The organism is Mediterraneibacter faecis (assembly GCF_055383675.1).
On record NZ_AP043803.1, the window covers coordinates 2,660,146 to 2,684,536 of the forward strand.

Annotated in this window: 20 protein-coding genes; 1 reads left to right on the forward strand and 19 read right to left on the reverse strand. The window is 42.0% G+C overall.

What is annotated here, in order from left to right:
- Nucleotides 1-6: 6 nt before the first annotated feature.
- The 15 genes from ACZ47Z_RS12765 to ACZ47Z_RS12835 form a co-directional block, all read right to left on the reverse strand.
- Entirely contained in the window at nt 7-1,134 is a 1,128-nt protein-coding gene (locus tag ACZ47Z_RS12765) for an aminotransferase class V-fold PLP-dependent enzyme (protein ID WP_117824820.1), read from the reverse strand.
- 151 nt (nt 1,135-1,285) lie between these two features.
- Entirely contained in the window at nt 1,286-2,221 is a 936-nt protein-coding gene (locus tag ACZ47Z_RS12770; protein ID WP_054751530.1) for a selenium metabolism-associated LysR family transcriptional regulator, read from the reverse strand.
- Nucleotides 2,222-2,232: 11 nt separating this feature from the next.
- Nucleotides 2,233-4,179 carry a selenocysteine-specific translation elongation factor gene (selB, locus tag ACZ47Z_RS12775; RefSeq protein ID WP_464525610.1) on the reverse strand — a complete coding sequence of 649 codons (1,947 nt, stop codon included), beginning with the start codon at nt 4,177-4,179 and terminating at the stop codon, nt 2,233-2,235.
- Between the two features lie 36 nt (nt 4,180-4,215).
- Nucleotides 4,216-5,763: an L-seryl-tRNA(Sec) selenium transferase gene (selA, locus tag ACZ47Z_RS12780; protein ID WP_054751526.1), complete on the reverse strand. Its 1,548-nt coding sequence runs from the start codon at nt 5,761-5,763 to the stop codon at nt 4,216-4,218.
- Between the two features lie 93 nt (nt 5,764-5,856).
- A complete protein-coding gene (gene selD / locus ACZ47Z_RS12785; protein WP_081019605.1) occupies nt 5,857-6,927 on the reverse strand; it encodes a selenide, water dikinase SelD in 1,071 nt (356 codons plus the stop codon).
- 113 nt (nt 6,928-7,040) lie between these two features.
- Nucleotides 7,041-7,652: a sulfurtransferase-like selenium metabolism protein YedF gene (yedF, locus tag ACZ47Z_RS12790; RefSeq protein WP_464525611.1), complete on the reverse strand. Its 612-nt coding sequence runs from the start codon at nt 7,650-7,652 to the stop codon at nt 7,041-7,043.
- A gap of 107 nt (nt 7,653-7,759) precedes the next feature.
- Nucleotides 7,760-8,587, reverse strand: a complete 828-nt coding sequence (locus ACZ47Z_RS12795) for an ABC transporter permease (RefSeq protein ID WP_464525612.1) — start codon at nt 8,585-8,587, stop codon at nt 7,760-7,762.
- Nucleotides 8,588-8,597: 10 nt separating this feature from the next.
- On the reverse strand, nt 8,598-9,584 hold the full coding sequence (locus ACZ47Z_RS12800) for an ABC transporter permease (protein ID WP_464526059.1): 987 nt from the start codon (nt 9,582-9,584) through the stop codon (nt 8,598-8,600).
- Nucleotides 9,565-11,253 carry a dipeptide ABC transporter ATP-binding protein gene (locus ACZ47Z_RS12805; RefSeq protein WP_464525613.1) on the reverse strand — a complete coding sequence of 563 codons (1,689 nt, stop codon included), beginning with the start codon at nt 11,251-11,253 and terminating at the stop codon, nt 9,565-9,567. The genes ACZ47Z_RS12800 and ACZ47Z_RS12805 overlap by 20 nt, the downstream gene beginning before the upstream one ends.
- Complete coding sequence (locus tag ACZ47Z_RS12810; protein ID WP_054751520.1) at nt 11,250-12,824, reverse strand: ABC transporter substrate-binding protein; 1,575 nt, start codon at nt 12,822-12,824, stop codon at nt 11,250-11,252. The genes ACZ47Z_RS12805 and ACZ47Z_RS12810 overlap by 4 nt, the downstream gene beginning before the upstream one ends.
- Before the next feature lie 173 nt (nt 12,825-12,997).
- On the reverse strand, nt 12,998-14,395 hold the full coding sequence (locus ACZ47Z_RS12815; protein ID WP_464525614.1) for an alanine/glycine:cation symporter family protein: 1,398 nt from the start codon (nt 14,393-14,395) through the stop codon (nt 12,998-13,000).
- Nucleotides 14,396-14,511: 116 nt separating this feature from the next.
- The gene (locus tag ACZ47Z_RS12820) at nt 14,512-15,828 is read right to left on the reverse strand and encodes an amidohydrolase (protein ID WP_055161196.1); all 1,317 of its coding nucleotides are present in this window, start codon (nt 15,826-15,828) and stop codon (nt 14,512-14,514) included.
- A 21-nt stretch (nt 15,829-15,849) separates the two neighbouring features.
- Entirely contained in the window at nt 15,850-16,698 is an 849-nt protein-coding gene (locus ACZ47Z_RS12825) for a MetQ/NlpA family ABC transporter substrate-binding protein (protein ID WP_055172241.1), read from the reverse strand.
- 31 nt (nt 16,699-16,729) lie between these two features.
- The gene (locus ACZ47Z_RS12830; protein ID WP_020436418.1) at nt 16,730-17,398 is read right to left on the reverse strand and encodes a methionine ABC transporter permease; all 669 of its coding nucleotides are present in this window, start codon (nt 17,396-17,398) and stop codon (nt 16,730-16,732) included.
- Nucleotides 17,398-18,423 (reverse strand): methionine ABC transporter ATP-binding protein, encoded by a 1,026-nt coding sequence (locus tag ACZ47Z_RS12835; protein WP_464525615.1) that lies wholly within the window; start codon nt 18,421-18,423, stop codon nt 17,398-17,400. Before ACZ47Z_RS12835 ends, ACZ47Z_RS12830 begins: the two co-directional genes overlap by 1 nt.
- 389 nt (nt 18,424-18,812) lie before the next feature.
- On the opposite strand from ACZ47Z_RS12835, the gene ACZ47Z_RS12840 reads away from it, so the two are divergent.
- Nucleotides 18,813-19,673 carry a class I SAM-dependent methyltransferase gene (locus ACZ47Z_RS12840; protein WP_015528327.1) on the forward strand — a complete coding sequence of 287 codons (861 nt, stop codon included), beginning with the start codon at nt 18,813-18,815 and terminating at the stop codon, nt 19,671-19,673.
- Nucleotides 19,674-19,861: 188 nt separating this feature from the next.
- On the opposite strand, the gene ACZ47Z_RS12845 is transcribed toward ACZ47Z_RS12840, so the two are convergent.
- The 4 genes from ACZ47Z_RS12845 to gatC all read right to left on the reverse strand — a co-directional run bounded on the left by ACZ47Z_RS12845 (nt 19,862) and on the right by gatC (nt 24,318).
- On the reverse strand, nt 19,862-20,902 hold the full coding sequence (locus ACZ47Z_RS12845; RefSeq protein WP_054751513.1) for a DnaJ C-terminal domain-containing protein: 1,041 nt from the start codon (nt 20,900-20,902) through the stop codon (nt 19,862-19,864).
- Between the two features lie 181 nt (nt 20,903-21,083).
- Complete coding sequence (gene gatB, locus ACZ47Z_RS12850) at nt 21,084-22,517, reverse strand: Asp-tRNA(Asn)/Glu-tRNA(Gln) amidotransferase subunit GatB (RefSeq protein WP_270840505.1); 1,434 nt, start codon at nt 22,515-22,517, stop codon at nt 21,084-21,086.
- 2 nt (nt 22,518-22,519) lie between these two features.
- The gene (gatA, locus tag ACZ47Z_RS12855; protein ID WP_054751511.1) at nt 22,520-24,010 is read right to left on the reverse strand and encodes an Asp-tRNA(Asn)/Glu-tRNA(Gln) amidotransferase subunit GatA; all 1,491 of its coding nucleotides are present in this window, start codon (nt 24,008-24,010) and stop codon (nt 22,520-22,522) included.
- A 14-nt stretch (nt 24,011-24,024) separates the two neighbouring features.
- Nucleotides 24,025-24,318 carry an Asp-tRNA(Asn)/Glu-tRNA(Gln) amidotransferase subunit GatC gene (gene gatC / locus ACZ47Z_RS12860; protein WP_054751804.1) on the reverse strand — a complete coding sequence of 98 codons (294 nt, stop codon included), beginning with the start codon at nt 24,316-24,318 and terminating at the stop codon, nt 24,025-24,027.
- Nucleotides 24,319-24,391 lie beyond the last annotated feature (73 nt).

The window sequence follows — 24,391 nt, forward strand, 5'->3', positions numbered from 1 at the left end:
CTTTCTCTACAACTCTTTTATTGCACGAATTGCAAAATCGACCTCTTCTTCTGTATTGTAATGAGAAAAACTGAATCGGACAGCTCCCTGTTCTACTGTACCGAGTGCTTTGTGCATCAGTGGTGCACAATGTGCTCCCGGTCTGGTCGCAATCCCATAAACTTCATTTAATTCATCACTGACTTCAGAAGAGTCATAATCTCCCAGATTGAAAGTCACGATCGGAGCTCTTTCCTCTGCTGTAAAATCTCCATAGACTTTCACATCCGGGATCTGAGAAATCCCATCATAAAACCTGCGCATCAGATGAAGTTCTTTCTCACGGATCACATCAATTCCTGTACGGTTCAGATAATCAATTGCTGCGCCAAGTCCTGCAATCCCATGCCCATTAAGAGTTCCGGCCTCAAGTGCCGTCGGCATCTGGGACGGATGATGCATGTTATAAGTATCCACGCCACTTCCTCCACACAGAAGCGGACGAATTTCCACACCTTCCCTAACATAAAGCCCTCCGGTTCCCTGCGGTCCAAGCAGACCTTTATGTCCTGTGAAGCACAATACATCAACCCCAAGTTCCTGCACATCAATTGGATAAACACCTGCTGTCTGAGAAGCATCCACAACAAACAAAATATGCTTCTTCGATGCAATCTGTCCTACCCGTTTCAGATTGATCATATTTCCCGTTAGATTTGAAGCATGGGTACACACAATTGCTTTTGTATTTTCCCTCACTGCATTCTCCATCTCTTCATATGACAGATTTCCCTTTTCGTCACAGTTTAGAATTGTAAGCTCTACTCCCTGTTCCTGACACCAATACAGCGGACGCAATACTGAATTATGTTCCAGCACTGTTGTGATCACATGATCGCCCGGTTGAAATAAACCTTTTAATGCAATATTAAGACTCTCTGTAGAATTTGCAGTAAATGCAATTCTTGTCGGACTTTCTGCATTGAAAAAATCTGCAAGCTTTTCCCTTACTGCATAGATACTTCTCGAAGCATCAAGTGCAGCTTCTGTTCCGCCTCTCCCTGCATTACCCATATGCTCGAGAGCATAGAGAATCGCCTCTTTTACTTCTTCCGGTTTCTGCAATGTAGTTGCCGCATTATCCATGTAGATCATAGGGCTTCTCTTCCTTTCTGTATGTGTTTATATCGTTTACTTTTTAGATACAAATCACTAGTTATAGTATACTTCTCTTTTCTGTTTCCGTCTAATAGGAATCCGTAATGGATCTGCCCTATTTATAGGCTTTTTCTATAAATAGGGCGTGTTATTTGCATTCACCTATCCCTGTATTTTCTTTCTTCAAATACATTCTCTTTATCATCTTTATAAAACGCTCTGCTGCCGGAAGCAACGGATATTCTGCATCATAGACAAGGTTGATCATTCTCTTTCCACCTTGACTGCCCAGTGGAAAAGCCAGAAGTGTTCCATTTTTCAATTCCTCTTCTGCCGCAAGTTTAGACAAAATCGTAACTCCCATCCCTTTACTTACAGATCTTTTGATTGTCTCCTGATTCTCCATCAATGCTGCAAGCTTCAGTTTCTTCATATCAATCCCTTGTTCTGCCAGCATTTTTTCTGCTTCTTTCTTTGTTCCGGATCCTTCTTCTCTTAAGATCACCGGCTCGTCCATGATCCAATCCGCCAATATTTGTCCACCACAAAGCTTTTCAACAAATTTCTCATTTGCCGGAGTAAGCACAACTAATTCGTCTTCATAAAATGGAAGATATTTACAGTTTCCTTTCTCAATCACGGTTCCTGTAAATCCAATATCAATATGATGGGAAAGAATCATATCGATAACTCCTTTACTGTCTGTCTCAAAAAGCTTCAATTTTTCGCCAGGATATTCTGCATGAAATGTAGACATTACATTTGGAAGAATATATTGCGCCGGTACGGTTGAAGCACCAATACGAAGTACATTTCCCTCCGGTTTTATTTCTTTTCCAAACCGTCCTTTTATTGTCTTTTCGATTTCAAGCATTTGTACCGCATAAGCATAAAGCTCTTTTCCACTCTCTGACAGCTCAACTCCTCTTGTATTTCTTATAAGGAAACAGGTATTCAGTTCTTTTTCTAATGCAGACACATGTGCACTGATAGTTGGCTGCGTAAGGAATAACTGCTTTGCCGCTTCCGAAAAACTTTTTGTTTCTGCTACTTTCACAAACGCTTCCAGTTGTTTTAAGTTCATTCACTCTCCCCTTACTTTCCTCTGATTTGTTCTCTTTGCAATTTATTTCCTGCCAAGCGTTCTGTCCGTGCACCTTCTTTTGCTGTAAATCCGATTCGATCTGTATATTCAAAAATCAATCTGGCATTTTTTCTGCTTGTCTGAAATACTTCTTTCACCTGACTCAGTGTAATCACTTTAGATACAGATAACATACGGCTTACTTCTGTTCTAATTTTAAACGTAATCTCTGTTGTTGTATAAACACTCTCACAAACCTCTGTAATTTCGTTTTCTTCCTGCATATAATTCAGAATTTCCATCAATTCATCCTGACTTTGTATTCCACTTTTCTTTTTCGTTTTTCTTGCTGACTCAAAAAATGTTTCCAATTCCACTTTGTTCAAAAAGAAAACTTTATTCTCATCTGATTGACTGGCAAAGATTTCTCTTAATTTAGAAACTTCTTCCGTCTCTTTTACTTTATATCCCTCCGGAGAAATCAGCTCTATGCCAGAATTTTCCTGTTGCAACCTTATACAACCGACATTTCCATGTTCCTCCAATCGTATAAGACATTTCTGAATTTCCCGATTCTGTTCCTTTTTCCCTTTGCTGATCTGATTGAAAAGAACTGTCTTTGGCATTCCTCTTCGATATGGATGAGCAGACAACCAGCTTTCCAATTCATCCATAATTCTCTTTTCTAAAGAAATCTGTTCCTGCAGGCTCTTTTCTTGATCTGGGATTTCCTTTGAACACTTATTTTCTTGATTCCAAAGATTGTTTTCCAACAGTTCCAGTCTTTGTAAAACCCCATCATGATATTTTCGCTCTTTTTTTTCTCCCATTTCAAGGATAATTCCTCCACCGATTGTCTCGAGTGGTGAATAAAATCGGACAATAAACCTGTCCCCCGGACAAAACGCAGCAGGTTCTTCTAATCTTAATTGGACATAGGCTGATTCCCCCGGCTCAACTTTCTCACAGGACAACGGAACTGCTCTGCACAGAACTTCTGTTGTTCCGCTATAAAAATGTAATCGAGTCTGATGCTCAATACTTCTTTTACTTTGTGGAAGAAGTGTCAGTTTTGCATTCACATAGCGGCTGACTTTCATACTTCCTTCCGGTGCGATCACATTTCCTCGATACACAAACTTCCCATCACTGCTCTGTCTTCGGTCCGTCTGAACCAGGTTCAGTGCGCTTCGCTGACCTGCTTCACAAGCTTCTGCCTCCTGCTCATGCACCTGAACTCCACGAACTCTGCACGAAGTTTGTTGTGGATAGATCATCACCCGATCTCCCGAATGAATTTTCCCGTCAAGAAGTGTTCCCGTCACAACTGTTCCGCTTCCTTTCATTGAAAATACTCTGTCCACAGGAAGTCTTGGAAATGCAGGGATTTTCCACATTTCTTTCTGCTTTTTTACACATTTCAGGATTTGATTTCTTAATTCTTCTATTCCGGCTCCTGATTTTGCTGAAACACGTACAATGTCCACATTATATTCCAGCTTATCTTCTACCTGATCATTTCTCTGACCTACTGTAAGCAACTGTTGCATTTCTTCACAGATCTGCTGTTCTACCATCTCCAGCCATTCCTCATCCACAAGGTCACATTTATTCAAAACAACAAGGATATTCTCAACACCCAGAAGGCGTAAAATTGCCAGATGTTCTCTTGTCTGTGGCATAATCCCCTCATCTGCTGCAATTACAAGAAGAACAAGGTCCATTCCTACCACACCTGCAGTCATATTAGAGATAAATTTCTCATGCCCGGGAACATCAATGATTCCGACACGCTCTCCGTCTGTCAAATCCATCCATGTAAACCCTAGATCAATTGTGATTCCACGTGCTTTCTCTTCTTTCAGACGGTCTGTATCTCTTCCCGTTAATGCCTTGATCAGTGTCGTCTTACCATGATCGATATGTCCGGCAGTTCCGATGATCACATGTCTTTCCATCTAATGCAGTCCCTTTCTTAATGCTGTTTTTCTTTCTTAGTTATGTTTTCTTTCCATAACATGCCTGATCTGTGTCGCCAGATATTCGATTCCTTCTTCCGGGAAAGTTCTCATATCCAGAAGGAAACGTCCTTCCTTTATTCTTCCGATCACCGGAATTGAGAGATTTCTCATCCTGCTTTCTAATTCTTCAACGGTGATCTCGTTTGCTTCCAATGTTACTCCATAACTTGAAATCCCTGTTTCGGGAAGTGCTCCACCGCCTGCCTTAGAAATACATTTTTCCACTTGAATCTGAACCAACGCTCCCTCTTGATTCCATCTATCAGCACAGACTCTTGCTTTCTCTTTTATTTCCTCCACAGGTCTTGTCAGCATTCTCAAAGTTGGAATCTTTTGAACCGCTTCTTTCTGATCCAGATAACATTTCAATACTTCTTCTATCGCTGTCAATGTGAATTTATCTGCTCGAAGAGCCCGAAGTAATGGATGATTACGCATCTGATCAATATATTTTTTCTTTCCGACAAGGACTCCTGCCTGTGCTCCACCAAATAGTTTATCCCCACTAAAACAAACAACATCTGCACCGGCCTTTACTTCTTCCTGTACGGTTGGTTCTTTGGATAAACCATATTCGTCCAGTTTTATAAGTACACCACTGCCCAGATCTTCAATCACTGGAATTCCGCTTCGTTCCGTATGATTCTCGAAGTTTTCAGGTGGCAATTCCTGCGTGCACTCTATCAGACCAGTACTTAATTCATACAATTCTTCTGCACTTACCGATTCTGTAAACCCGACAATTCTGTAATTACTTGTGTGGACTTTCAAAAATGCTTTCGTCTTTTCACTGACTGCTGCTTTATAATCTTCTATCCTTGTACGATTGGTTGTCCCGACTTCTTTCAAAATAGCACCGCTTAATTCAAGAACTTCCGGAATACGGAATTTCCCGCCGATTTCAACAAGTTCTCCTCTGGAGACGATCACTTCTCCGCCTTTTGTCAATGCACTCAAGGCAAGAAGTACAGCTCCGGCATTGTTATTCACAACAATTGCCGCTTCTGCTCCCGTGATCTGACAAAGCAATTCTTCTGCATATCCGGTCCTGTTTCCACGTTTTCCAGTCTGTAAATCATATTCCAGACTGGAATAATTCTCTGCAACTGCTTTCAGTTTTTCCGCAATCTCATGACTAAGCGTTGCACGTCCAAGCCCGGTATGAAGGATTACTCCTGTTCCGTTATAAACTGGTTGGATCTCCTTTTTCTGTTCTTGTTCCAGAAGATGGTTCACTTCTGATTTCCTTGAACTTGATTCTATCTCATACAGAAATTTCTGAATCATTTCTTTCGCTTCATGCTCACTGATTCCCTTTTTGATTCCTTGTGAGATTTCATTTCTCAGATTCTCCACAGAATCTCTGACTGCTCCGAGAACACGCTCATATCCTTCTTTCTCTGCCAGTCTCTGAACATTTTCTTTCTTCATCAAGTCATCTACTCGCGGAAGCAGGCGAAAGATCTGATTCTTTTCTTTCTGCAAATTTTCTCTTTTCTTATTCTGATCTGACTGTTCCAACTACTGCTGCTCCTTATTTTCTCTTTCTACAGCGAAATGCCGCAAGAAACCGTTACTGCTCACAAAGCACTGTGAACAGTAACAAGAAATCTCTTACAGCATTTCCATTTTTCCTTTTTTTAGTTGGATGAGTTTTTCCTGCCGCTCTTTAACACAGCCTACAACAGAAACTTTCGTCTCCATTCCCACTGCCTCAAAGTCTGCTAACAGACAATCTAATTCTTCTCTTGGGACACTGACAAGAAGTCCTCCTGAAGTCTGCGGATCGCTGATCAGATCTAAATAGACCTCTTCTATATCTCCTGCATCCAGTCCTTCTGCTGCAAACTCCCGGTTCTTATATGCTCCTGCCGGAACGAGTCCCATCCTTGCATATGCAATCGCTTCTGTCATATATTCAATCTGCTCCGGATATAATTCCAGAGTCATGTCACTTGCCTCAGCCATCTCTGTACAATGTCCCAGCAATCCAAATCCCGTCACATCTGTACATGCGTGGATCGTGTGTTTCTCAATTGCTCTTTTCGCTCTCTGATTCAATGAAGCCATTACTTTCGCAGCTTCATCTGCGGCTGCTTCGGAAGCCATCTGTGCTTTCACTGTTGTATTCACAATACCACTTCCAAGCTGTTTGGTCAGAACCAGCACATCTCCCGGCTGACACCCGTAATTCTTATAAATCTTATCCGGGTGAACGAAGCCTGTTACCGAGAGTCCGTATTTCGGTTCATCATCCTGCACCGAATGACCTCCGACCAGAACGGCTCCTGCTTCTAACACCTTGTCTGCTCCGCCTCGCAAAATCTCCCCTAAGATCTCTGGATCCAGACAATTTGGAAAACATACAATATTCAATGCAACCTTCGGCTCTCCTCCCATTGCATATACATCGCTTAAGGAGTTCGCCGCTGCAATCTGTCCGAACAGATACGGATCGTCCACAACCGGTGTGAAGAAATCCAGTGTCTGTATCATGGCAGTCTCATCCGATATTTTATAAATTGCGGCATCATCTGATGTCTCAACACCGACAAGCAGACGCTCATCGGAAAATTTAGGCAGCTTACCCAGAACCTGGGCAAGGGTCTCAGGACCGATTTTGGCCGCTCAACCAGCTGTCTTTGTCATCTGTGTCAGATGAATCTCTTTGAGTCCCTTACTCATTTCGCCCACTTCCTTTCGAATATTTTTTCAAAATAATTCCCTCGGTATACGAAAAAGCTGTTGCAGCAGCTTTTCCATCACATTTTCAAATTACTGTAACTATTCCTATGTTTCTAACAAGGTTTCACAATCTTACCTGCATTATTCATAGACTCGACGATGTCATACATATTTGTAACTGTTCCTACTGCAAGCTTGTCTTTCAGTCCATAATAATCCAGACATGTCCCACAAGTCACGATTTCAACGCCCTGGCTTTCAAGATTCTTCAGATCCTCCAGAGAGTCAGATCCTTCACATGTGATCGTGGCACCACCATTGTAGAAGATCATCTTCTTTGGCAGTTCATCAAGCTGTGTGATTGCAAAGATGCATCCTTTGATCAGCACTTTACCAAGCTCATCATTTCCACTTCCCATCTTGTCAGAAGAAATCACAACTACCGTATCCCCTGTTGGAACACAATCGCAAACCGCACCCGCCGGCGCAGTCTGAGTTTCCTCTCCTGCAAGTGCCTGAATTGTCACTTTATATTCATCCTCTCCAAGCTTCTCCTGTGTTACTGCTGCGCCTGTACTCTGTGCCATCTTAGTCACATTAGCCACTGCTGTCTCATTGTCAACGAGAACTTCTATTGTCTCCGGAGCTGTCAAAGCATCTAATGCTTTCTTTGTCTTGATTACCGGAACCGGGCATTTATCTCCCATAGCATTTACTGTTACCATTCTATTGCTCTCCTTTACCTATTCGTTCAGGTATTTCAACCTCCAGGCTTCTGTTTTTCAGTATAACATTTTTACTATAGGTTATCAAACTATTCTATAGAAATTCTCTATAAATTTCCTTCTTTCTGATTCACATTTTTACGCAAAGCTTCTCCCAGTTCCGTAATACACAGTAATGTGATTACAAGCACGCTTCCCGGAATCAGAATGATCCACCAGGAGTTTGTCATCAATGCCTTTTCAGAAAGCGAGAGCATGCTCCCCCAGGAAATAATTTCCATCGGAAGACCAATCCCAAGAAAGCTCAATGTTGACTCTGCTATAATTGCACTTCTGATGTTCATCACGACCATAAACATAATTGACGAAACAAAATTCGGCAGCAAATGCACACGTAAAATATGCCAGAAGCTTCCCCCCATACATTTTGCAGCAATCAGATATTCACTCTCACGGAGCTGTCGTACCTCGGTACGTACCATTTTTGCGATATTCATCCAACTGGTAAGACCAATTACTATGGTGATTGCAACAACCGAGTTCTTTCCTGCCAGTGCCTGAAGAAAGATAATTAACAGAATGGAAGGGATACTCAATAAAATTTCTGTAAAACGCATCATCAGTTCATCAATCCACTCCGGTGCGATTCCACTGAAGGATCCGTAGATCACCGCAATCGTAGTCGATAACACGGTGGATATCAACCCGATAAACAACGATATTCTACCACCGTATAAAATCATTGAAAAAATATCTCTTCCCATCGTATCCGTTCCAAAAAAGAACTCTTTATTCGGTGAAATGTTGCAGTTCTTCAGATCCATGTATGTAGGGTCTTTCGTCATAAAGAAACGACAGAAAACACAGGCAAATACAATGACTGCAAGAATACTTCCGGCAATGATAACGGCATTATTTTTTTTCGCTTTTTTCATTTTCTCCACCTTATACCCTATCTGCCTTTCCTGTCATTTTTATCTCTTTCATTCTTGGATCGATCCATTCACTGACAGACTGTCCGATCACATTTCCTGCAATAACAAAAATACCGGTAAATACACAAAGCACCATCAGCATATTATAGTCATGATATTTTGCACTTTCAAAAGAAAGCGTTCCGATTCCCGGATAGGAAAATACCATTTCCACGATATACGTCCCTTCGATCACATGCTGAAGTGAAATTGCCATCAGACTGATGAATGATGGCATAATATTTTTCACACAGTGAAAGAACAATACTCTTTTTCGTGACATTCCTTTTGCCTTTGCCAGTAAAACATAGTCTTTTCTAGTTTCTTCCAACAATCGGTTACGGATCAGATACGCATAATACCAAAGGTGGCTCAGCACAACAACTGTCAGCGGAAGAATCAGATGCGTCAATCTGCTCAACGGATTTGCCGATTGTCCGAAATCATATGCCCCACTTCCCGGAAGGAGCTTTAGATTCACACTAAAAATCAAAATCAATATAAGTGACAACCAGAATTCCGGAATACAGCTTGTGATTGTTCCCACCTTACGCAAAATCCGGTCTAGAAGCTGATTTTCATAATACACACAGAAAATTCCAAGCAAAAGTGCCAGTCCAAATGTCAGGATAAAACCAATTCCACCAAGCAATAATGTATTGACTAAACGTCCCTCGATCACGGTAAGAACATCTTGTTTATATTTATAAGAGATTCCAAACTCCCCCTGAAATGCATTTCCAAGCCATTTCACATACTGAACAGGGATAGGTTCGTTTAATCCAAGTCGTTCCATTGCATGCTCATGTTCTTCCACAGACATCCTCTCTGCACGCTCTCCATAATAAGAAACCAGCGGATCCCCGGGCGCCAGCCGCGACATTACAAACACAAGAAGTGAGAGCACAAAAACAGATAGCAAGATCAGTCCGATTTTTCTAAACCATTGTTTCTTCATCACTCTGCTCCTCTCCTGAAATCTCCGGAATCGGAATCGCCTCCAGAAGTTTCTTCGTATATAAATGCTGTGGATATTCAAACACCTGCTCGGTTTCTCCTATCTCCACAAGTTTTCCATCCTTCATCACTCCGACACGGTCGCACAACAGACGCACCATTGAAAGATCATGCGCAATAAAAAGGATTGCACAGTCATGTTCTCTTTGTAAATGCCGAAACAGCTTCACCATCTGTGCCTGTGTAGTTACGTCCAGCGAAGCGATGGGTTCATCTGCAATCAAGAGCTTCGGCTTCATTGCAAATGCTCTTGCGATTGCAACTCTCTGTCTTTGTCCGCCTGACAACTCCGGTGGCCACACGTGAAGCTGTTCTTCCTGCAATTCCACTTCTTCCATCATTTCACATAAAAAATCATGTTGTTCTTTCTTGTCAGAAAATACTTTATGTATTTCCAATGGCTCTGCAAGGATCTTCTCTACCTTCATTTTCTGGTTTAAGGAAGATGTTGAATCCTGAAAGATCATCTGCCGCTCTTTTTGCAGTCTTCTCGCATTTTTCTTTTTTGCTTTTTTATCAAGAAGATTTATCCCATCATAAGAAAATGTTTCTGCTTCCGGACTTAGAATTCCCATCAGACATTTTCCAACCGTTGACTTTCCAGATCCCGACTCACCTACCAGTCCAAAAATCTCGTCTCTTCTTATATCAAAGGACACATCTTTTACTGCCTGAAACGTCCTTTTTCTATCCAAAGGATAGGCGTAGGACAAATGCGAGATCTCTACCAGTTTTTCATGCAATTTCGACTCACTTTTTAATTCTGATTCATTTCTATACATATAATAAGGATGATCATGAAGCAATTTCTTTGTATAAGAATGTTTTGGAGCTGTGAAAAGCTGTTTTGCTTCTTCCAATTCCACGATATTTCCATCCTGCATGACTGCCACCCTGTCTGCGATCTGAGCAACAACTCCGAGATCATGTGTGATAAACAGAATGCTTAAATTCAATTTTTTCTGTAATTTTTTCAACAGTTTCAGAATCTCTGCCTGGATTGTCACATCCAGCGCTGTTGTCGGTTCATCCGCAATTAAAAGCTTTGGATTTGAGGCAAGTGCTGTTGCAAGCACACATCTCTGACGCATTCCACCTGAAAAATGATACGGATATAGATCATAACGCTGCTCTGCGTCTTTGATCCCAACGAGCTTCATCAGTTCGATTGCCCGCTCTTTTGCTGATTTCTTCTTATTTTTCTCGAAATCTTTCTCTCTTTTCTTCTGATTTAAAGCTTTTTCATGCAGCAAAATAGCCTCTTCCATCTGACTTCCAACTGTCATCGTCGGGTTTAACGTACTCTGTGGATCCTGAAAGACCATCGCGATTCCATGTCCTCGGATCTGTTGCATCTCTTTCTCATTATATCCGATCAGGTTCTGATCTTTATATTGAATGGCTTCGCCTGTCACAGACGCACTCTTGGGCAGTAATTTCAAAATTGATCGGCACAGTACAGTCTTTCCACATCCTGACTCTCCAACAAGAGCAAGGACCTCCCCTTGTCTTAACGACAAGGAGACGTCCTTTACTACTTGTTTCTTTCCATCTGAAGTTTGAAATTCAACTGACAAATGCTTCACTGCCAGTATTTCTTCTATTTTCATTCGATTGTCCAATCCTCTATATTCCAGAAAATTCCAACACCATGATGGCCAAGAACTGTATCCTTTGTAATTCCCTGGATTTTCTTATTCGTCACATAATCTACATCGCAATAACAGAAGAATGTATATGCCGGATCTTCTGCAAGTGCAACCTGAAACTTTGCATATGCTTCTTTACGTTCATTCTCATCACTTGTCTGCCTTGCCTGTGTCAGATAAGTGTCTACCTGTTCATTGGAATATCCACTGTAATTACTTCCTTTATCTGTACCAAACACTTTATATGTATGGTCATCAGCATCAAACGGGCTTCCCCATCCGATCAAAAATGCTTCCTGATTTGCCCAGTCGATTTCTGACTGAACCTGTGCTTTTGCATCAACTCCAACTTCTTTCAGCTGCTGACATGCGATAGCCGCAAGATCTGCGCGCACCTGATCACCTTCCATCACATTGATTGTAAAAGAAAGCTTCTCTCCGTTTCTCTCATAGATTCCGTCATCTCCCAATGTCCAGCCAGCCGCTTCTAACACTTCTTTTGCTTTTGCCGGATCATAAGAGTATTTCTCTACATCTTCATTATTATATTTATTTCTCTGAAGCGGACCATAAGCTACAATTCCTTCTCCCAGAAGAACACTGTCTACTATCTTCTGACGATCGATTGCATAGCTGATTGCCGGAATTGCATCTTTGTTCCTCTGCCAGAACTCATTATTAAAGTTATAAAGGATACCTCTGTAATCTGCTGTCTTCATATCATATACTGTAAAAGTATCATCATCTGTGAAATTCTGTGCATCCTTCGGTGTCACCTTTGCCAGATTGATTTCACCGGATTTTAACTGAAGTGCCTTTGCATTATCATCCGGTACAATCTTAAACACGATCGTATCAATCTTCGGAGCTCCTTTATAATAATCCTCATTCTTTACAAGTGTAATACTCTGTCCTTCATCCCACTCCTGAATCTTATACGGACCCGTTCCGATTGGATTATGGAAATATTCATCTGTCTGCATATCCTTGCTTTCCAGTAAGTGTTTCGGAAGGATACCAATTGTCATATAGTCGAGAAATGCCACATTCTTATCCCGAAGTGTAAAAGAAATCGTCTTATCATCGATCACATTGATTGCTGTAACATCCTCATAATTAGAAGCAATCTCTGATTCATTGTCCGGATCCATGATTGCTTTGATCGTAAACTCAACATCATCTGCTGTAAATTTCTCTCCATCATGCCAATTTACATCATCCCTAAGATGGAATGTATAAGTATTTGTCGCGTCATCCAGCTCCCATGATTCTGCCAGTCCCGGTACCACCTCATTATTCTCATCATGTGCTGTCAGACCGTCAAACAGAAGCAGATTAATCTCTCCATGCTCATCAATAGCCGGATTGATCCTTGTGTAATCATTACTTCCATAGATTAATGTAGACCCGCTTTGTGTAGTCTCTTTATTTGCATTGTCTGATTTACTTCCACAGCCTGTAAGTACATAACCTGCCAACATGCAGACTGCTAATGTTACCACGATCACCTGTGATAGTTTTCTTCGTTTCATCGTTTTCTCCTCACGCTGTCTATTTTCTTTCAATGCAATTTATTGTATAAGAAATAGAATAAATCCACAAGCCAGGTGGGGGGATATAAGATATTTTTTATTGCTCCATTAAAAAAACTCCGGTGATTTCAAAAAACACCAGAGCTTTAAATCTTCTATATCTAGTTTTATTTTTAACTTTCTTTTCCTTCCCCCGCAAAATACTCTTTCACAAGCTTTACAACTACACCTGACAATAAGAATACTGCAATCAGGTTCGGGATTGCCATCAGACCATTAAATGTCTCTGCGATATTCCACATCAGTCCAAGTTCCATTGTAGCACCGACGATTGCAACGAGTGCATAGAGTACCATGAATGGCTTATTCGCTTTTGTACCAAGAAGGAATTCCACACATCTCGTTCCGTACAATCCCCATCCGATAATCGTAGAAAATGCGAAGCAGCACATTGCAACCGCTGTAAAGATAGATACCCAGTTTCCATAAGTGGATGTAAATCCAAGAATAGTAAGTTCTGCTCCTGCTGCCTCTCCATATCCAACCGGAACACCGCTGCACAGAATAACGAGTGCTGTCAATGTACAGATTACAATGGTATCAACAAATACTTCGAAGATTCCGAAAAATCCCTGCTTTACAGGCTTTTTCGTATCTGCACATGCATGTGCGATAGAACCTGTACCAAGTCCTGCCTCATTAGAGAAGATTCCTCTGGAAACACCTTTCTTCATACTCATAAAGAAAGATCCCACGGCGCCTCCGGTCACAGATGCCGGTGAAAATGCACCTTCGAAAATGGATCCAAATACGCTCGGAATGTTCTGGAAATTCAGAACAACAACGCCAAGTGCCAAAATCACATAAATTGCTGCCATAAATGGAACAAGCTTTTCTGTAACCTGACCAATTCTCTTAATTCCTCCAAGAAGGATCATGCCGATCAGGATAGCAAGTACAATTCCGATAATCAGATTCAATGTTCCAACAGAATCCTTTTCTATGATTCCATAATTAAAAAGTGCAGAATTGATTGCTGTTGTAATTGTATTCACCTGTGTTGCATTTCCCGTTCCAAATACAGTCAGAACTCCGAATGCAGCGAACAGATAAGCCAGCCAGTGCCAATGCTTTTTCAGACCATTTTTGATATAATACATCGGTCCACCGACACGATCTCCTTCCGCATTCGTCTCATGGAAATGAACTGCAAGAGTAACTTCTGAAAACTTTGTACACATTCCAAGAAGTGCTGAGATCCACATCCAGAACACTGCGCCCGGCCCTCCGATTGCGATTGCTCCGGCAACCCCGGCGATATTTCCGGTTCCGACAGTTGCCGCCAGCGCGGTACAAACTGCCTGGAACGGAGTCAGTGCACCGTCAGATGCATCTCTTTTGCGGAGCATCCTTCCGATTGTCACTTTCATCGCATACGGAAATTTTCTGATCTGAAGGAAGCCGGTCCGGATACTTAAGTAAAGCCCGACTCCAATAATGCAGATCATAGCCGGAACGCCCCAGATAAAGTTATTCACAGCACTATTTACTGATTCTATCGTAGATAACATACTTCTTCAATTCCTTTCTTTTATGATATTATTGCGTCGACTGTTCATCACATTAAATCGATAAATCATTAAAATAACTTTTAAATTATATCATAAAAGTAGGGAAATGTATAGAATTATTCCAATACTTCTTTCGAATCAAACTGATCCATAAACTCCGCATACTTTGCTGAATTTTCAAATACCGGCTTATAATTTTTAACAAGCTCTCTGCTTCTTGCTGCTTTTTCTTTCAAAAGTCCATAGGCTCCAAGTGCAAACATCTTCGCAGTGACAATATAAGCTTCTTCCTCATCCGTCACTTCAAATTCTACCTGATGGAGTCCACCCTTTACACCACCTGTATTAAATGTATATACAGGCATTAAGTGCTGGACATCACCGACATCTGTTGATCCTCCCGTATGTCCTGAGGCCTCGATCACATTTGTTTCCGGTGCAGAAAGTTCTGCTGCTCTTTTTAATTCTGGGAGTGCTTCTTCCGCAAGTGTCGGAAGGTATCCCGGAAGTGTTGTGATTTCAACCTTCGCTCCCATTGCAGTAGCTCCTGCGTGAAAGGATCGGTCTGTTTTCTTCGCTGCATCTGTAAATGCCTCGATTGTTTTAGCTCTTACCAATGTCTCTACTACAACTTCATCAGGCACTACATTTACCAGGTTGCCGCCCTTTGTAATGATCGGATGGACACGGACACAATCCTCATCACGGAACGTCTCTCGATTCAGACCGAGTGCCTGCAGACCAAGTGACGCCGCCGACAGAGCATTTACACCTTGTTCCGGTGTTCCTGCCGCATGGGCTGCCTTACCTAAACAACGGATCACTTTAGATACAAATCCATTTCCGGTTCCACTTCCTACTATGATATCATCCCCCGGCGCAATGTGATGTGTAATACAAAGATCAATATCATCAAATGCACCGATACGAAGCAGCTCACATTTTCCACCGCCATATTTTATTTTTCCCTGTGCACGCAGCTCATTTTTGAATCCAATTTCACCATACTCTTCCGCCGGTGTTGCAAAAAATACCACCTGTCCATCCAGTTTTTCCGCGATCTCCGGAACTGTAAGAGCCAGTGCCGCACCAAAGATTCCAGCCATCTGTGCATGATGTCCGCAGCAATGTGCCGCATCTGTCTCTGGATTCGCATGAGCATGCTCCGGAATCCTAAGTGCATCAAGTTCTCCAAGAAGTGCAAGGCTTGCTGTATCTTTCTTTTCTTCATTTAAATACGCTTTTGTTCCTGTAATTGCAAGTCCGGTTTCTGTGCGCAGACCTAATTCTTTCATCTTCTTTATGAATTTTTCTGCTGTATTGAATTCTTTATATCCAAGTTCTCCATGATCGTATATATCTCTGGCAAATTCAATGATCTCATCTCTGTGCTGATCGATTGCTTCCAGGATTAATTTTTCTGTCTGATCCATTTTCATCACTGCCTTTCTTAATTATTGAAGCTCCTCCGGGATCCACCATAATCCATCATTGTTTTCTTTCATATACTGTTTGAATTCATCTGAGTGGTATGCGTCCACGATTGCCTGTGCCCAATCTGCATCTTTGTTCTCTTCTTTTACAACAACCTGAAGTACAAGATAATCTGAAATATCTTCATTGGCCAATGCTGTAGAAGCATCAATGCCTGCATTATATACGACACTTCCTGTGATTGCAATATAATCAAAATCAGATTCTGCTGCCGGAATTGTCATGCTGTTCATTTCTGTAAATTCAATATTATGTGGGTTCTCTACAATATCATCCTGTGTAACTGTGGATGGATCAGCATTCTCGTCAAGCTTGATCCAGCCGATTTTCTGAAGCATCAGATAGCAGCGTGCTGTGTTGGACGCATCATTTGGGACTGCAACCTTCGCACCATCCGGGATTTCATCTACAGAATCGTATTTTTCTGAATAAACTCCTGCCGGAACAGTTGGAATCGGACTGATTGCAACCAGATCTGCATTGTAGCTTTTATTGAAATTGTCCATGTATGCTGTATGCTGTTCTACATTGACATCTACATCCCCATCATTCAGTGCAACATCTGCTGTCTGAAGATCTGAAAGGTCAACAGCTTTTAAGGTATATCCTTCTTTCTCAAGAATTGGAACAATTGCATCTTCGAAAAGTTCTGTATATGGTCCCTGGGATTTTCCATAGACGATTTCCTTTTTCTCTGATGTATCCGCGTCACTTTTCTTCGTATCTCCTGAACCTGAATTTCCGCATGCCGCCAGGCTGAATGCTGTTGTCGCTACTAATAATCCTGCAATAATTTTCTTGATTTTCATAATATAATTCTCCTCGTTCTTTCTTAATCAATTATCTATGTTGTCTGAGTTTTCTTGAAATTGTATTTCCTGCAAGCTGAAGGATCTGTACAAATACGACCAGTACAACTACAGTAAAAATCATCAATGGTGTATTCATCCTCTGATATCCATAAGTCAGTGCCAGGTCTCCGACACCTCCTCCGCCTACATACCCAGCCATTGCTGATGCTCCAAGCAGCCCGATCGTACCTGTTGTCAATGCGAGTACGATAGATCCAAGTGTTTCCGGAAGCAGAAAATACCGAATCGTCTGCCAGGTAGATGCCCCCATTGCTTCAGCCGCTTCCAGAATACCCGGATTAATCTCCAGTAAGCTATTTTCCATCAAGCGTGCAAGATATGGACTGATATAAATAACAAGCGGAACAAGTGATGCTGTACTTCCGATGGTCGTTCCAACAATTGCCCTTGTCAGTGGCATGATCGCTACCAGTAAGATCACAAATGGAATACTTCTTACTATATTAATATAGATACTTACAATATTGTAAAGGATCAGATTCTCTATCAGTCCTCCCTTACGGCAAAGCACAAGGATCAGTGCCAAAATAATTCCTATGATTGTTCCAATAATCAGTGACCATGCAACCATATATAAGGTCTGTCCACCACTGGTCAGTAACTTTTCCAGTGATACTCCAAAATACTCTTGTTCCATTAAATCGCCTCCACTCTTTCTCTGATTACTCCATTCTCATCAATCTGTTTCTCAGCTTCTAATATTTTCTCTTCCGTTCCAATCAGCTGCAAAATGAACACACACATTACATTCTCCTGCAATTCCTGCACGGTCGCTCCCAAAATATTTACTACAATTCCATCCACATGACAGATATCTGAAATCACAGGTCGTTTTACACTACTTCCGATAAACTTAAGCCTCTCTACCCAGAAATGTTCTTTCTGTTCTTTCACAAGACTTAGAATGCTTTCCGGAATCTGATCATTTACTACAGTCTGAACGAATCTTCTTGTAACAGGTGCCTGTGGCTTTCCGAATACATCAAGCACACTTCCGGCCTCCACTACTTGTCCGTTCTCCATAACTGCTACTTTATTACAGATCATCTGAACAACCTGCATCTGATGTGTGATCAGAAGGATTGTAACTCCCATCTCCCGGTTGATCTTCTTAAGCAGTTTCAGAATGGATTCTGTAGTTTGTGGATCCAGTGCACTTGTTGCCTCGTCACAGAGCAGGATGTCCGGTGTTGTTGTCAGTGCCCTTGCGATTCCCACTCTCTGTTTCTGTCCTCCCGAAAGCTGGCTTACATAAACATCTTTCTTATCTTCCAGTTCTACAAACCGGAGTACTTCTTTTACTTTCTTATCAATCTCTTCCTTTGGTGCCTTTTCAAGAATCAATGGCAATGCAATGTTGTGATACACTGTTTTTGATTCAAGAAGATTAAATTGCTGAAAAACCATTCCGATTTTTCTTCTAAGCTTGCGAAGCTGCGTTTTTTTCAGATTCCCAAGATTTTCTCCCTGGACTATAACATTTCCCGTATCCGGTGTCTCTAATCCATTTACCAACCGGATCAAAGTTGATTTACCTGCTCCGGAAAATCCGATAATTCCGTAGATGTCACCTTTCTCTACATGAATGCTGACATCCTGCAGCGCATGTACTGTACCGTATTTCCCGGAAAATGTTTTGTTTGCATGTTCTACTTTTATCATACCTATCACTCCATCTATCATTTGATGTAACGTTGTTACTTTTCGCATCTCAGATTCGATAGGCGTATGATACACCTTATTAACCTACTACGTCAATAGGTTTTATATGTTTTCGGCGTTTTGTTTTTATATTCCTATGTGTTTAGTAGGTTTATAGTGCATTTTAACCAGTCCCGTTATAAGAATGCTGTTCACACATCGTGTGAACAATACCGGCTGGCAACACTTGATTTCTGAATCTGAAAATTTTCATTGCATTACCATAGGGCTTTCGATTATAATAGAAATGTTATAGACGATATAAAACGAAACAATTTCAAAATGTATCGTTTTTTGAGATTGTCTCTGAATGATTACAAGTATTTTTTTTAGAAAGGATTAACTAATTCATGTGGATTGCAGATAATTGGAAAGATTACGAAATTCTTGACTGCTCAGGTGGCGAAAAGCTTGAGCGTTGGGGAAATTATCTTCTTGTCCGTCCGGACCCGCAGGTCATCTGGGATACTCCTAAGAAGAACCGCGGTTGGAAAGAGATGAACGGACATTATCACCGTAGCAAAAAGGGTGGCGGTGAATGGGAGTTTTTTAGTCTCCCACAGCAGTGGCAGATCCATTACGGTTCTCTCACATTTAATTTAAAACCATTTAGTTTCAAGCACACAGGACTCTTCCCAGAGCAGGCAACTAACTGGGACTGGTTCTCTGAGAAGATTAAGAATGCTGGACGTCCGGTCAAGGTGCTGAACCTTTTTGCTTATACCGGAGGTGCTACACTTGCAGCGGCAGCTGCCGGAGCGCAGGTTACTCATGTAGATGCATCTAAGGGTATGGTGACATGGGCAAAGGAGAATGCGGTTTCTTCCGGTCTGGGAGATGCACCGATCCGCTGGCTTGTCGATGACTGTGTGAAGTTCGTTGAACGCGAGATCCGCCGTGGCAACACTTATGATGCAATCATTATGGATCCGCCGTCATATGGGCGTGGACCAAAAGGCGAGATCTGGAAGATTGAAGATATGATCCATCCACTCATCAAGCTTTGTACAAAGATTCTTTCCAAGGATGCACTGTTCTTCCTTGTGAATTCTTATACAACAGGACTTGCTCCTGCCGTACTTACCTACATGATCTCAACTGAATTAAAACCTTGGAACGGACATGTAGATTCTCAGGAGATCGGACTTCCTGTTACAGATTCAGGATTGGTTCTTCCATGTGGTGCTTCCGGTCGTTGGGAACGTGACTAGCAGAATCCCAATTATAATTCGTTTGTTACTGGCTTCAAATTTCTGAGTCAGTGGCTATAAATTGTACCTGTGCAAAACGTTACTGCTCACAGTAACTTCTAAACAGCTACAGCAATATTCTAAACAGCAGAAAAGACCAGAGGTTCTTGTTTCAATTTGTAAAACAAGCCTCTGGTCTTTTCATTTATTTATGCTGTTCTTGAACTCCCCTGACAGATTTCTTCAAACTCTTTTAATTTCTGTCTTGCCTGCAAACTTAAGTTTCTTGGCACTTCAATCTGAATCGTCACATACTGGTCTCCGTGAACGGATGAATCTTTCATCGAAACAATTCCCTTACCTCTCAGACGAATCTTGGAACCCGATTGTGTTCCCTCTTTAATCTTACACATAACATCTCCATACAGTGTATGGACCAATGCTTCACCTCCGAACACAGCTGTTGTATACGGAACAGATACGGTTGTATACACATCCATACCTTTCCGCTCATATCCAGGTTTCGGAGCAACTGTTACTTTCAACAGAAGATCTCCGGCTTCACCACCACCGGTTCCCGGCATTCCCTTTCCTCTTAAACGGATTGACTTTCCGTTATCAATACCTGCCGGAATATGAACCTTCAGTGACTGTCCCGGTTGTCCCGGATTTTCCGGATTACTCAGTGTAATAACCTTATCTCCACCAAATGCAGCCTCATCAAATCCTACAGTGATACCTGCCTTGATATCAGAACCTTTTGATCTAAAGCTTTCACCTCCAAATCCTCCGGTAAATCCTGATGTCCTTCTGCTGCGACCTGAAGCACTTCCTCCATGGAACATATTTCCGAAAATGTCATCAAACATATCATCCATGTCGCCACCTTCGAAATGATACTCCTGATATCCACTTCCCGGTCCACCATAACTACGGTAAGTACCGCCTTTGAATCCGCCGTTTCCGCCGAATCCTCCAAAGCCACCTGTACCGGCATTTCCGTATCCGGAACCTGCAGCACCGCTCTGATCAAATGCAGCATGACCGAACTGGTCATACAGTTTCTTCTTCTCCGGATCACTCAGTACAGAGTACGCCTCCGTCACTTCTTTGAATTTCTTCTCCGCTTCTTTATCCCCAGGATTCGTGTCCGGATGATACTTCTTCGCCAGCTTACGATATGCTCTCTTTATTTCTTTATCCTCTGCGCCCTTTGACAGCCCAAGCACTTCATAATAATCTCGTTTCATTCTTTCCACATCCTTCCGAATCTCTTATTGTTTTGAACATATATAGTTTATTATTTCTCTGTGTTCTACTTGTAATATAGCAGACATTTTCCAGGCTGTCAATATATCAATCTTAATTTCAATATTAGGTCAATAAATGTATCTGTTCCATTTACAGGAATCCTAACAGGCAAATCAAATTTTATTTTAACAACTCCCGCAGCACCTGATTCACCATTCCTGGGTTTGCTTTCCCCTTCATGGCGCGCATTGTCTGTCCAAGCAGTGCTCCGATTGCTTTCTCTTTACCGCCTTTGAAGTCTGCGACTGCCTGTGGGTTGTCTGCGATCACTTTGGCAGCTGTCTCACGGAGTGCACCTTCATCATTCACCATCTTAAGCCCGTGTTCTTCGACATATTTCTCAGGATCTATATCCTCCTGGAAAATCTGCTTGAATACATCTTTTGCCACAGAACTGTTAATGGTTCCTGCCTCCGCAAGATCAATTAATTTTGCCAGGTTCTCCGGAGAGAATGTTAAATCTTCCGGCTCCATTCCATTGTCTTTCATCAGACGGAAGGTCTCTCCGATCAGCCAGTTTGCAACTTTCTTCGGTTTCTCACAGATTGCTGTTGTTGCCTCAAAAAGATCGGCCATTTTCTTAGAACCTGTGATGATCTCTGCGTCATACTGCGGAATATCAAACTGTTCCTTGTAACGCTCCAGCTTCTCCGTACGAAGTTCCGGCTGCTGAGATTTGATTTTCTCGATCCATTCATCACTGATCACGATCGGAACAAGGTCTGGTTCCGGGAAATAACGATAATCCTGTGCATCCTCTTTGGAACGCATTGCATAAGAATGCTCTTTGTTGTCATCCCAGCGTCTTGTCTCCTGTACAACCTGTTTTCCTTCTTCGATCAACTCAATCTGTCTCTGACGCTCGCCTTCAATTGCATGTGCGATTGCCTTAAATGAGTTCAGGTTCTTCATCTCTGTTCTTGTACCAAACTGATCGGATCCGACTTCACGGACAGACAGGTTGACATCTGCACGCATAGAACCTTCCTGAAGCTTACAATCAGATGCTCCTAAATACTGCACGATCATACGCAATTTTTCAAGATAAGCAATAACTTCCTCCGCGGAACGCATATCCGGTTCAGATACGATCTCTACAAGTGGCACACCGCTTCGGTTATAATCGACAAGTGAAGTATCATCCCACTCATCATGAACCAGCTTACCTGCATCTTCTTCCATATGCATCTCGTGGATTCTTACTTTCTTCTTTCCCGAACCACTCTCGATCTCTACATATCCATCTCTGGCAATCGGGAGATACAGCTGGGAAATCTGATAGTTCTGCGGGTTATCCGGGTAGAAATAATTTTTACGGTCAAATTTGCATACCTGTGTAATCTTACAGTTTGTTGCAAGACCAATTGCCATAGCATATTCTACGACTTGTTTATTCAACACCGGAAGCGATCCCGGCATACCGGTACATACCGGACAAGTATGTGTATTCGGTGCGCCACCGAATTCTGTGCTGCATCCACAGAAGATCTTTGTCTTTGTAGCCAGCTCAATATGCACTTCCAGTCCAATGACTGTTTCATACTGCTTTGCCATTGTTAACGCACCTCCTTTTCTGACATAAGACCGACATTTGCCGGTGTTTCATGCATCTTCTTTGTCGCACACTCATAGGTATATGCTGCACGGATCAAAGTTTTTTCTTCAAATACATTTCCAATCAGCTGCATACCGATTGGAAGTCCTTTGCTGTCTTTTCCAACCGGAACGCTCATTCCCGGAAGACCTGCAAGATTGACTGAGATTGTATAAATATCTCCCAAATACATCTTCATCGGATCACTTAAGCTCTTTCCAAGCTCCGGAGCAGTTGTCGGTGCTGCCGGTCCGAGAATGATGTCATAATTACGGAATGCACGGTCAAACTCTTTCTTGATTAAAGCTTTTGTTCTAAGTGCCTTCAGATAGTAAGCATCATAATATCCTGAACTTAAGACAAAAGATCCAAGCATGATTCTTCTCTTTACTTCAGGGCCAAATCCTTCTGAACGTGTTTTCTTGTACATGTTATGAAGTCCATCGTAATCTTTCGTACGATAACCATATTTCACACCATCAAAACGTTCCAGGTTAGAACTTGCCTCTGCATCTGCGATCGTATAATAAGCAGGGATTGCATATTTTACAAGTCGCAGATCAAACGCCTCAACAATCGCACCCTTTTCTTCGAGTACTTTTGCTGCCTTCATCACAGCATCATTTACTTCAGGATCCAGACCTTCTCCCATATAGTCTCTTGGGATTCCAATACGGAGTCCTTTCACATCATCGACAAGTGCTTCTGTGAAATCACAATCATCACGATCCATGGAAGTGCTGTCCTTCGGATCATGGGATGCAATTGTTTCAAGAATTGCCGCACAATCCGATACATCTTTCGCTACCGGTCCAATCTGATCTAAAGAAGATCCATATGCGATAAGTCCATATCGGGAAACGGTTCCATAAGTTGGTTTTAGTCCGACAACTCCACAGAAAGAACTCGGCTGACGAATGGATCCGCCGGTATCAGATCCAAGTGCATAATAACATTCGGATGCTGCCACTGCCGCACAGGAACCACCGGAAGAACCTCCCGGAACATGCGCTGTGTTGTGCGGATTGCGTGTCGGTCCGTAATAAGACGTCTCTGTTGTACTTCCCATGGCAAATTCATCCATGTTTGTCTTACCAATGATAACCGCTCCTGCTTTTCTGAGGTTCTCAACTGCCTCTGCCGTATAGGTCGGTTTGAAGTTGGAAAGAATCTTTGAACTACATGTGGTAAGCTGTCCCTCGATACACATATTATCTTTTATTGCAACCGGAACTCCTGCAAGTGGACCTGTCAGTTCGCCCACATCTATTTTCTTCTGAATTTCCTCCGCTTGTGCATAAGCACCTTCTTCATCTATCGTCACAAAGCTATGAATCTCTGACTCCGCTTCTTTGATCTGTCCAATCACTGCATCGACTGCTTCTCGTACAGTTACTTCTTTTGCTTTGATCTTCTCGCCCAGTTCAAGGGCTGTAAGTTTTAATAAATCCATCTGCTCTCACTCCCTTAACCAATTGTCTTCGGCACTTCAAAACTGTCCTCTTTACGAAGTGGTGCATTCGCAAGTGTTGCCTCTTTGTTATCGCCATTTGTCACCACATCTTCACGGAACACATTCTGTACCGGAAATACATGAGACATTGGTTCAATCCCTGTTGTATCAAGTTCATTTAATGTATCTATATAATCCAGCATCTGCTCCATGTCTTTTTTCGCTGCTTCTTTCTCTTCCTCTGAAAGTTCCAGCTTTGCAAGGATTCCTACATACTCGATTGTTTCATCGGATATTTTATTTGCCAATTTAATCATCCTTTCTTTCTACTCTGTCTTTGCTAATCCTGACAATTTCCAAAATCAGTATCATAAATTTCTC

Excerpts from the sequence above, each read along its gene's own strand:
- ACZ47Z_RS12765 (WP_117824820.1), bottom strand. The coding sequence starts at position 1,134 with ATGATCTACATGGATAATGCGGCAACTACATTGCAGAAACCGGAAGAA.
- ACZ47Z_RS12770 (WP_054751530.1), bottom strand. The coding sequence starts at position 2,221 with ATGAACTTAAAACAACTGGAAGCGTTTGTGAAAGTAGCAGAAACAAAA.
- selB (WP_464525610.1), bottom strand. The coding sequence starts at position 4,179 with ATGGAAAGACATGTGATCATCGGAACTGCCGGACATATCGATCATGGT.
- yedF (WP_464525611.1), bottom strand. The coding sequence starts at position 7,652 with ATGGTAACAGTAAATGCTATGGGAGATAAATGCCCGGTTCCGGTAATC.
- ACZ47Z_RS12795 (WP_464525612.1), bottom strand. The coding sequence starts at position 8,587 with ATGAAAAAAGCGAAAAAAAATAATGCCGTTATCATTGCCGGAAGTATT.
- ACZ47Z_RS12800 (WP_464526059.1), bottom strand. The coding sequence starts at position 9,584 with ATGAAGAAACAATGGTTTAGAAAAATCGGACTGATCTTGCTATCTGTT.
- ACZ47Z_RS12805 (WP_464525613.1), bottom strand. The coding sequence starts at position 11,253 with ATGAAAATAGAAGAAATACTGGCAGTGAAGCATTTGTCAGTTGAATTT.
- ACZ47Z_RS12810 (WP_054751520.1), bottom strand. The coding sequence starts at position 12,824 with ATGAAACGAAGAAAACTATCACAGGTGATCGTGGTAACATTAGCAGTC.
- ACZ47Z_RS12815 (WP_464525614.1), bottom strand. The coding sequence starts at position 14,395 with ATGTTATCTACGATAGAATCAGTAAATAGTGCTGTGAATAACTTTATC.
- ACZ47Z_RS12820 (WP_055161196.1), bottom strand. The coding sequence starts at position 15,828 with ATGGATCAGACAGAAAAATTAATCCTGGAAGCAATCGATCAGCACAGA.
- ACZ47Z_RS12825 (WP_055172241.1), bottom strand. The coding sequence starts at position 16,698 with ATGAAAATCAAGAAAATTATTGCAGGATTATTAGTAGCGACAACAGCA.
- ACZ47Z_RS12830 (WP_020436418.1), bottom strand. The coding sequence starts at position 17,398 with ATGGAACAAGAGTATTTTGGAGTATCACTGGAAAAGTTACTGACCAGT.
- ACZ47Z_RS12835 (WP_464525615.1), bottom strand. The coding sequence starts at position 18,423 with ATGATAAAAGTAGAACATGCAAACAAAACATTTTCCGGGAAATACGGT.
- ACZ47Z_RS12840 (WP_015528327.1), top strand. The coding sequence starts at position 18,813 with ATGTGGATTGCAGATAATTGGAAAGATTACGAAATTCTTGACTGCTCA.
- ACZ47Z_RS12845 (WP_054751513.1), bottom strand. The coding sequence starts at position 20,902 with ATGAAACGAGATTATTATGAAGTGCTTGGGCTGTCAAAGGGCGCAGAG.
- gatB (WP_270840505.1), bottom strand. The coding sequence starts at position 22,517 with ATGGCAAAGCAGTATGAAACAGTCATTGGACTGGAAGTGCATATTGAG.
- gatA (WP_054751511.1), bottom strand. The coding sequence starts at position 24,010 with ATGGATTTATTAAAACTTACAGCCCTTGAACTGGGCGAGAAGATCAAA.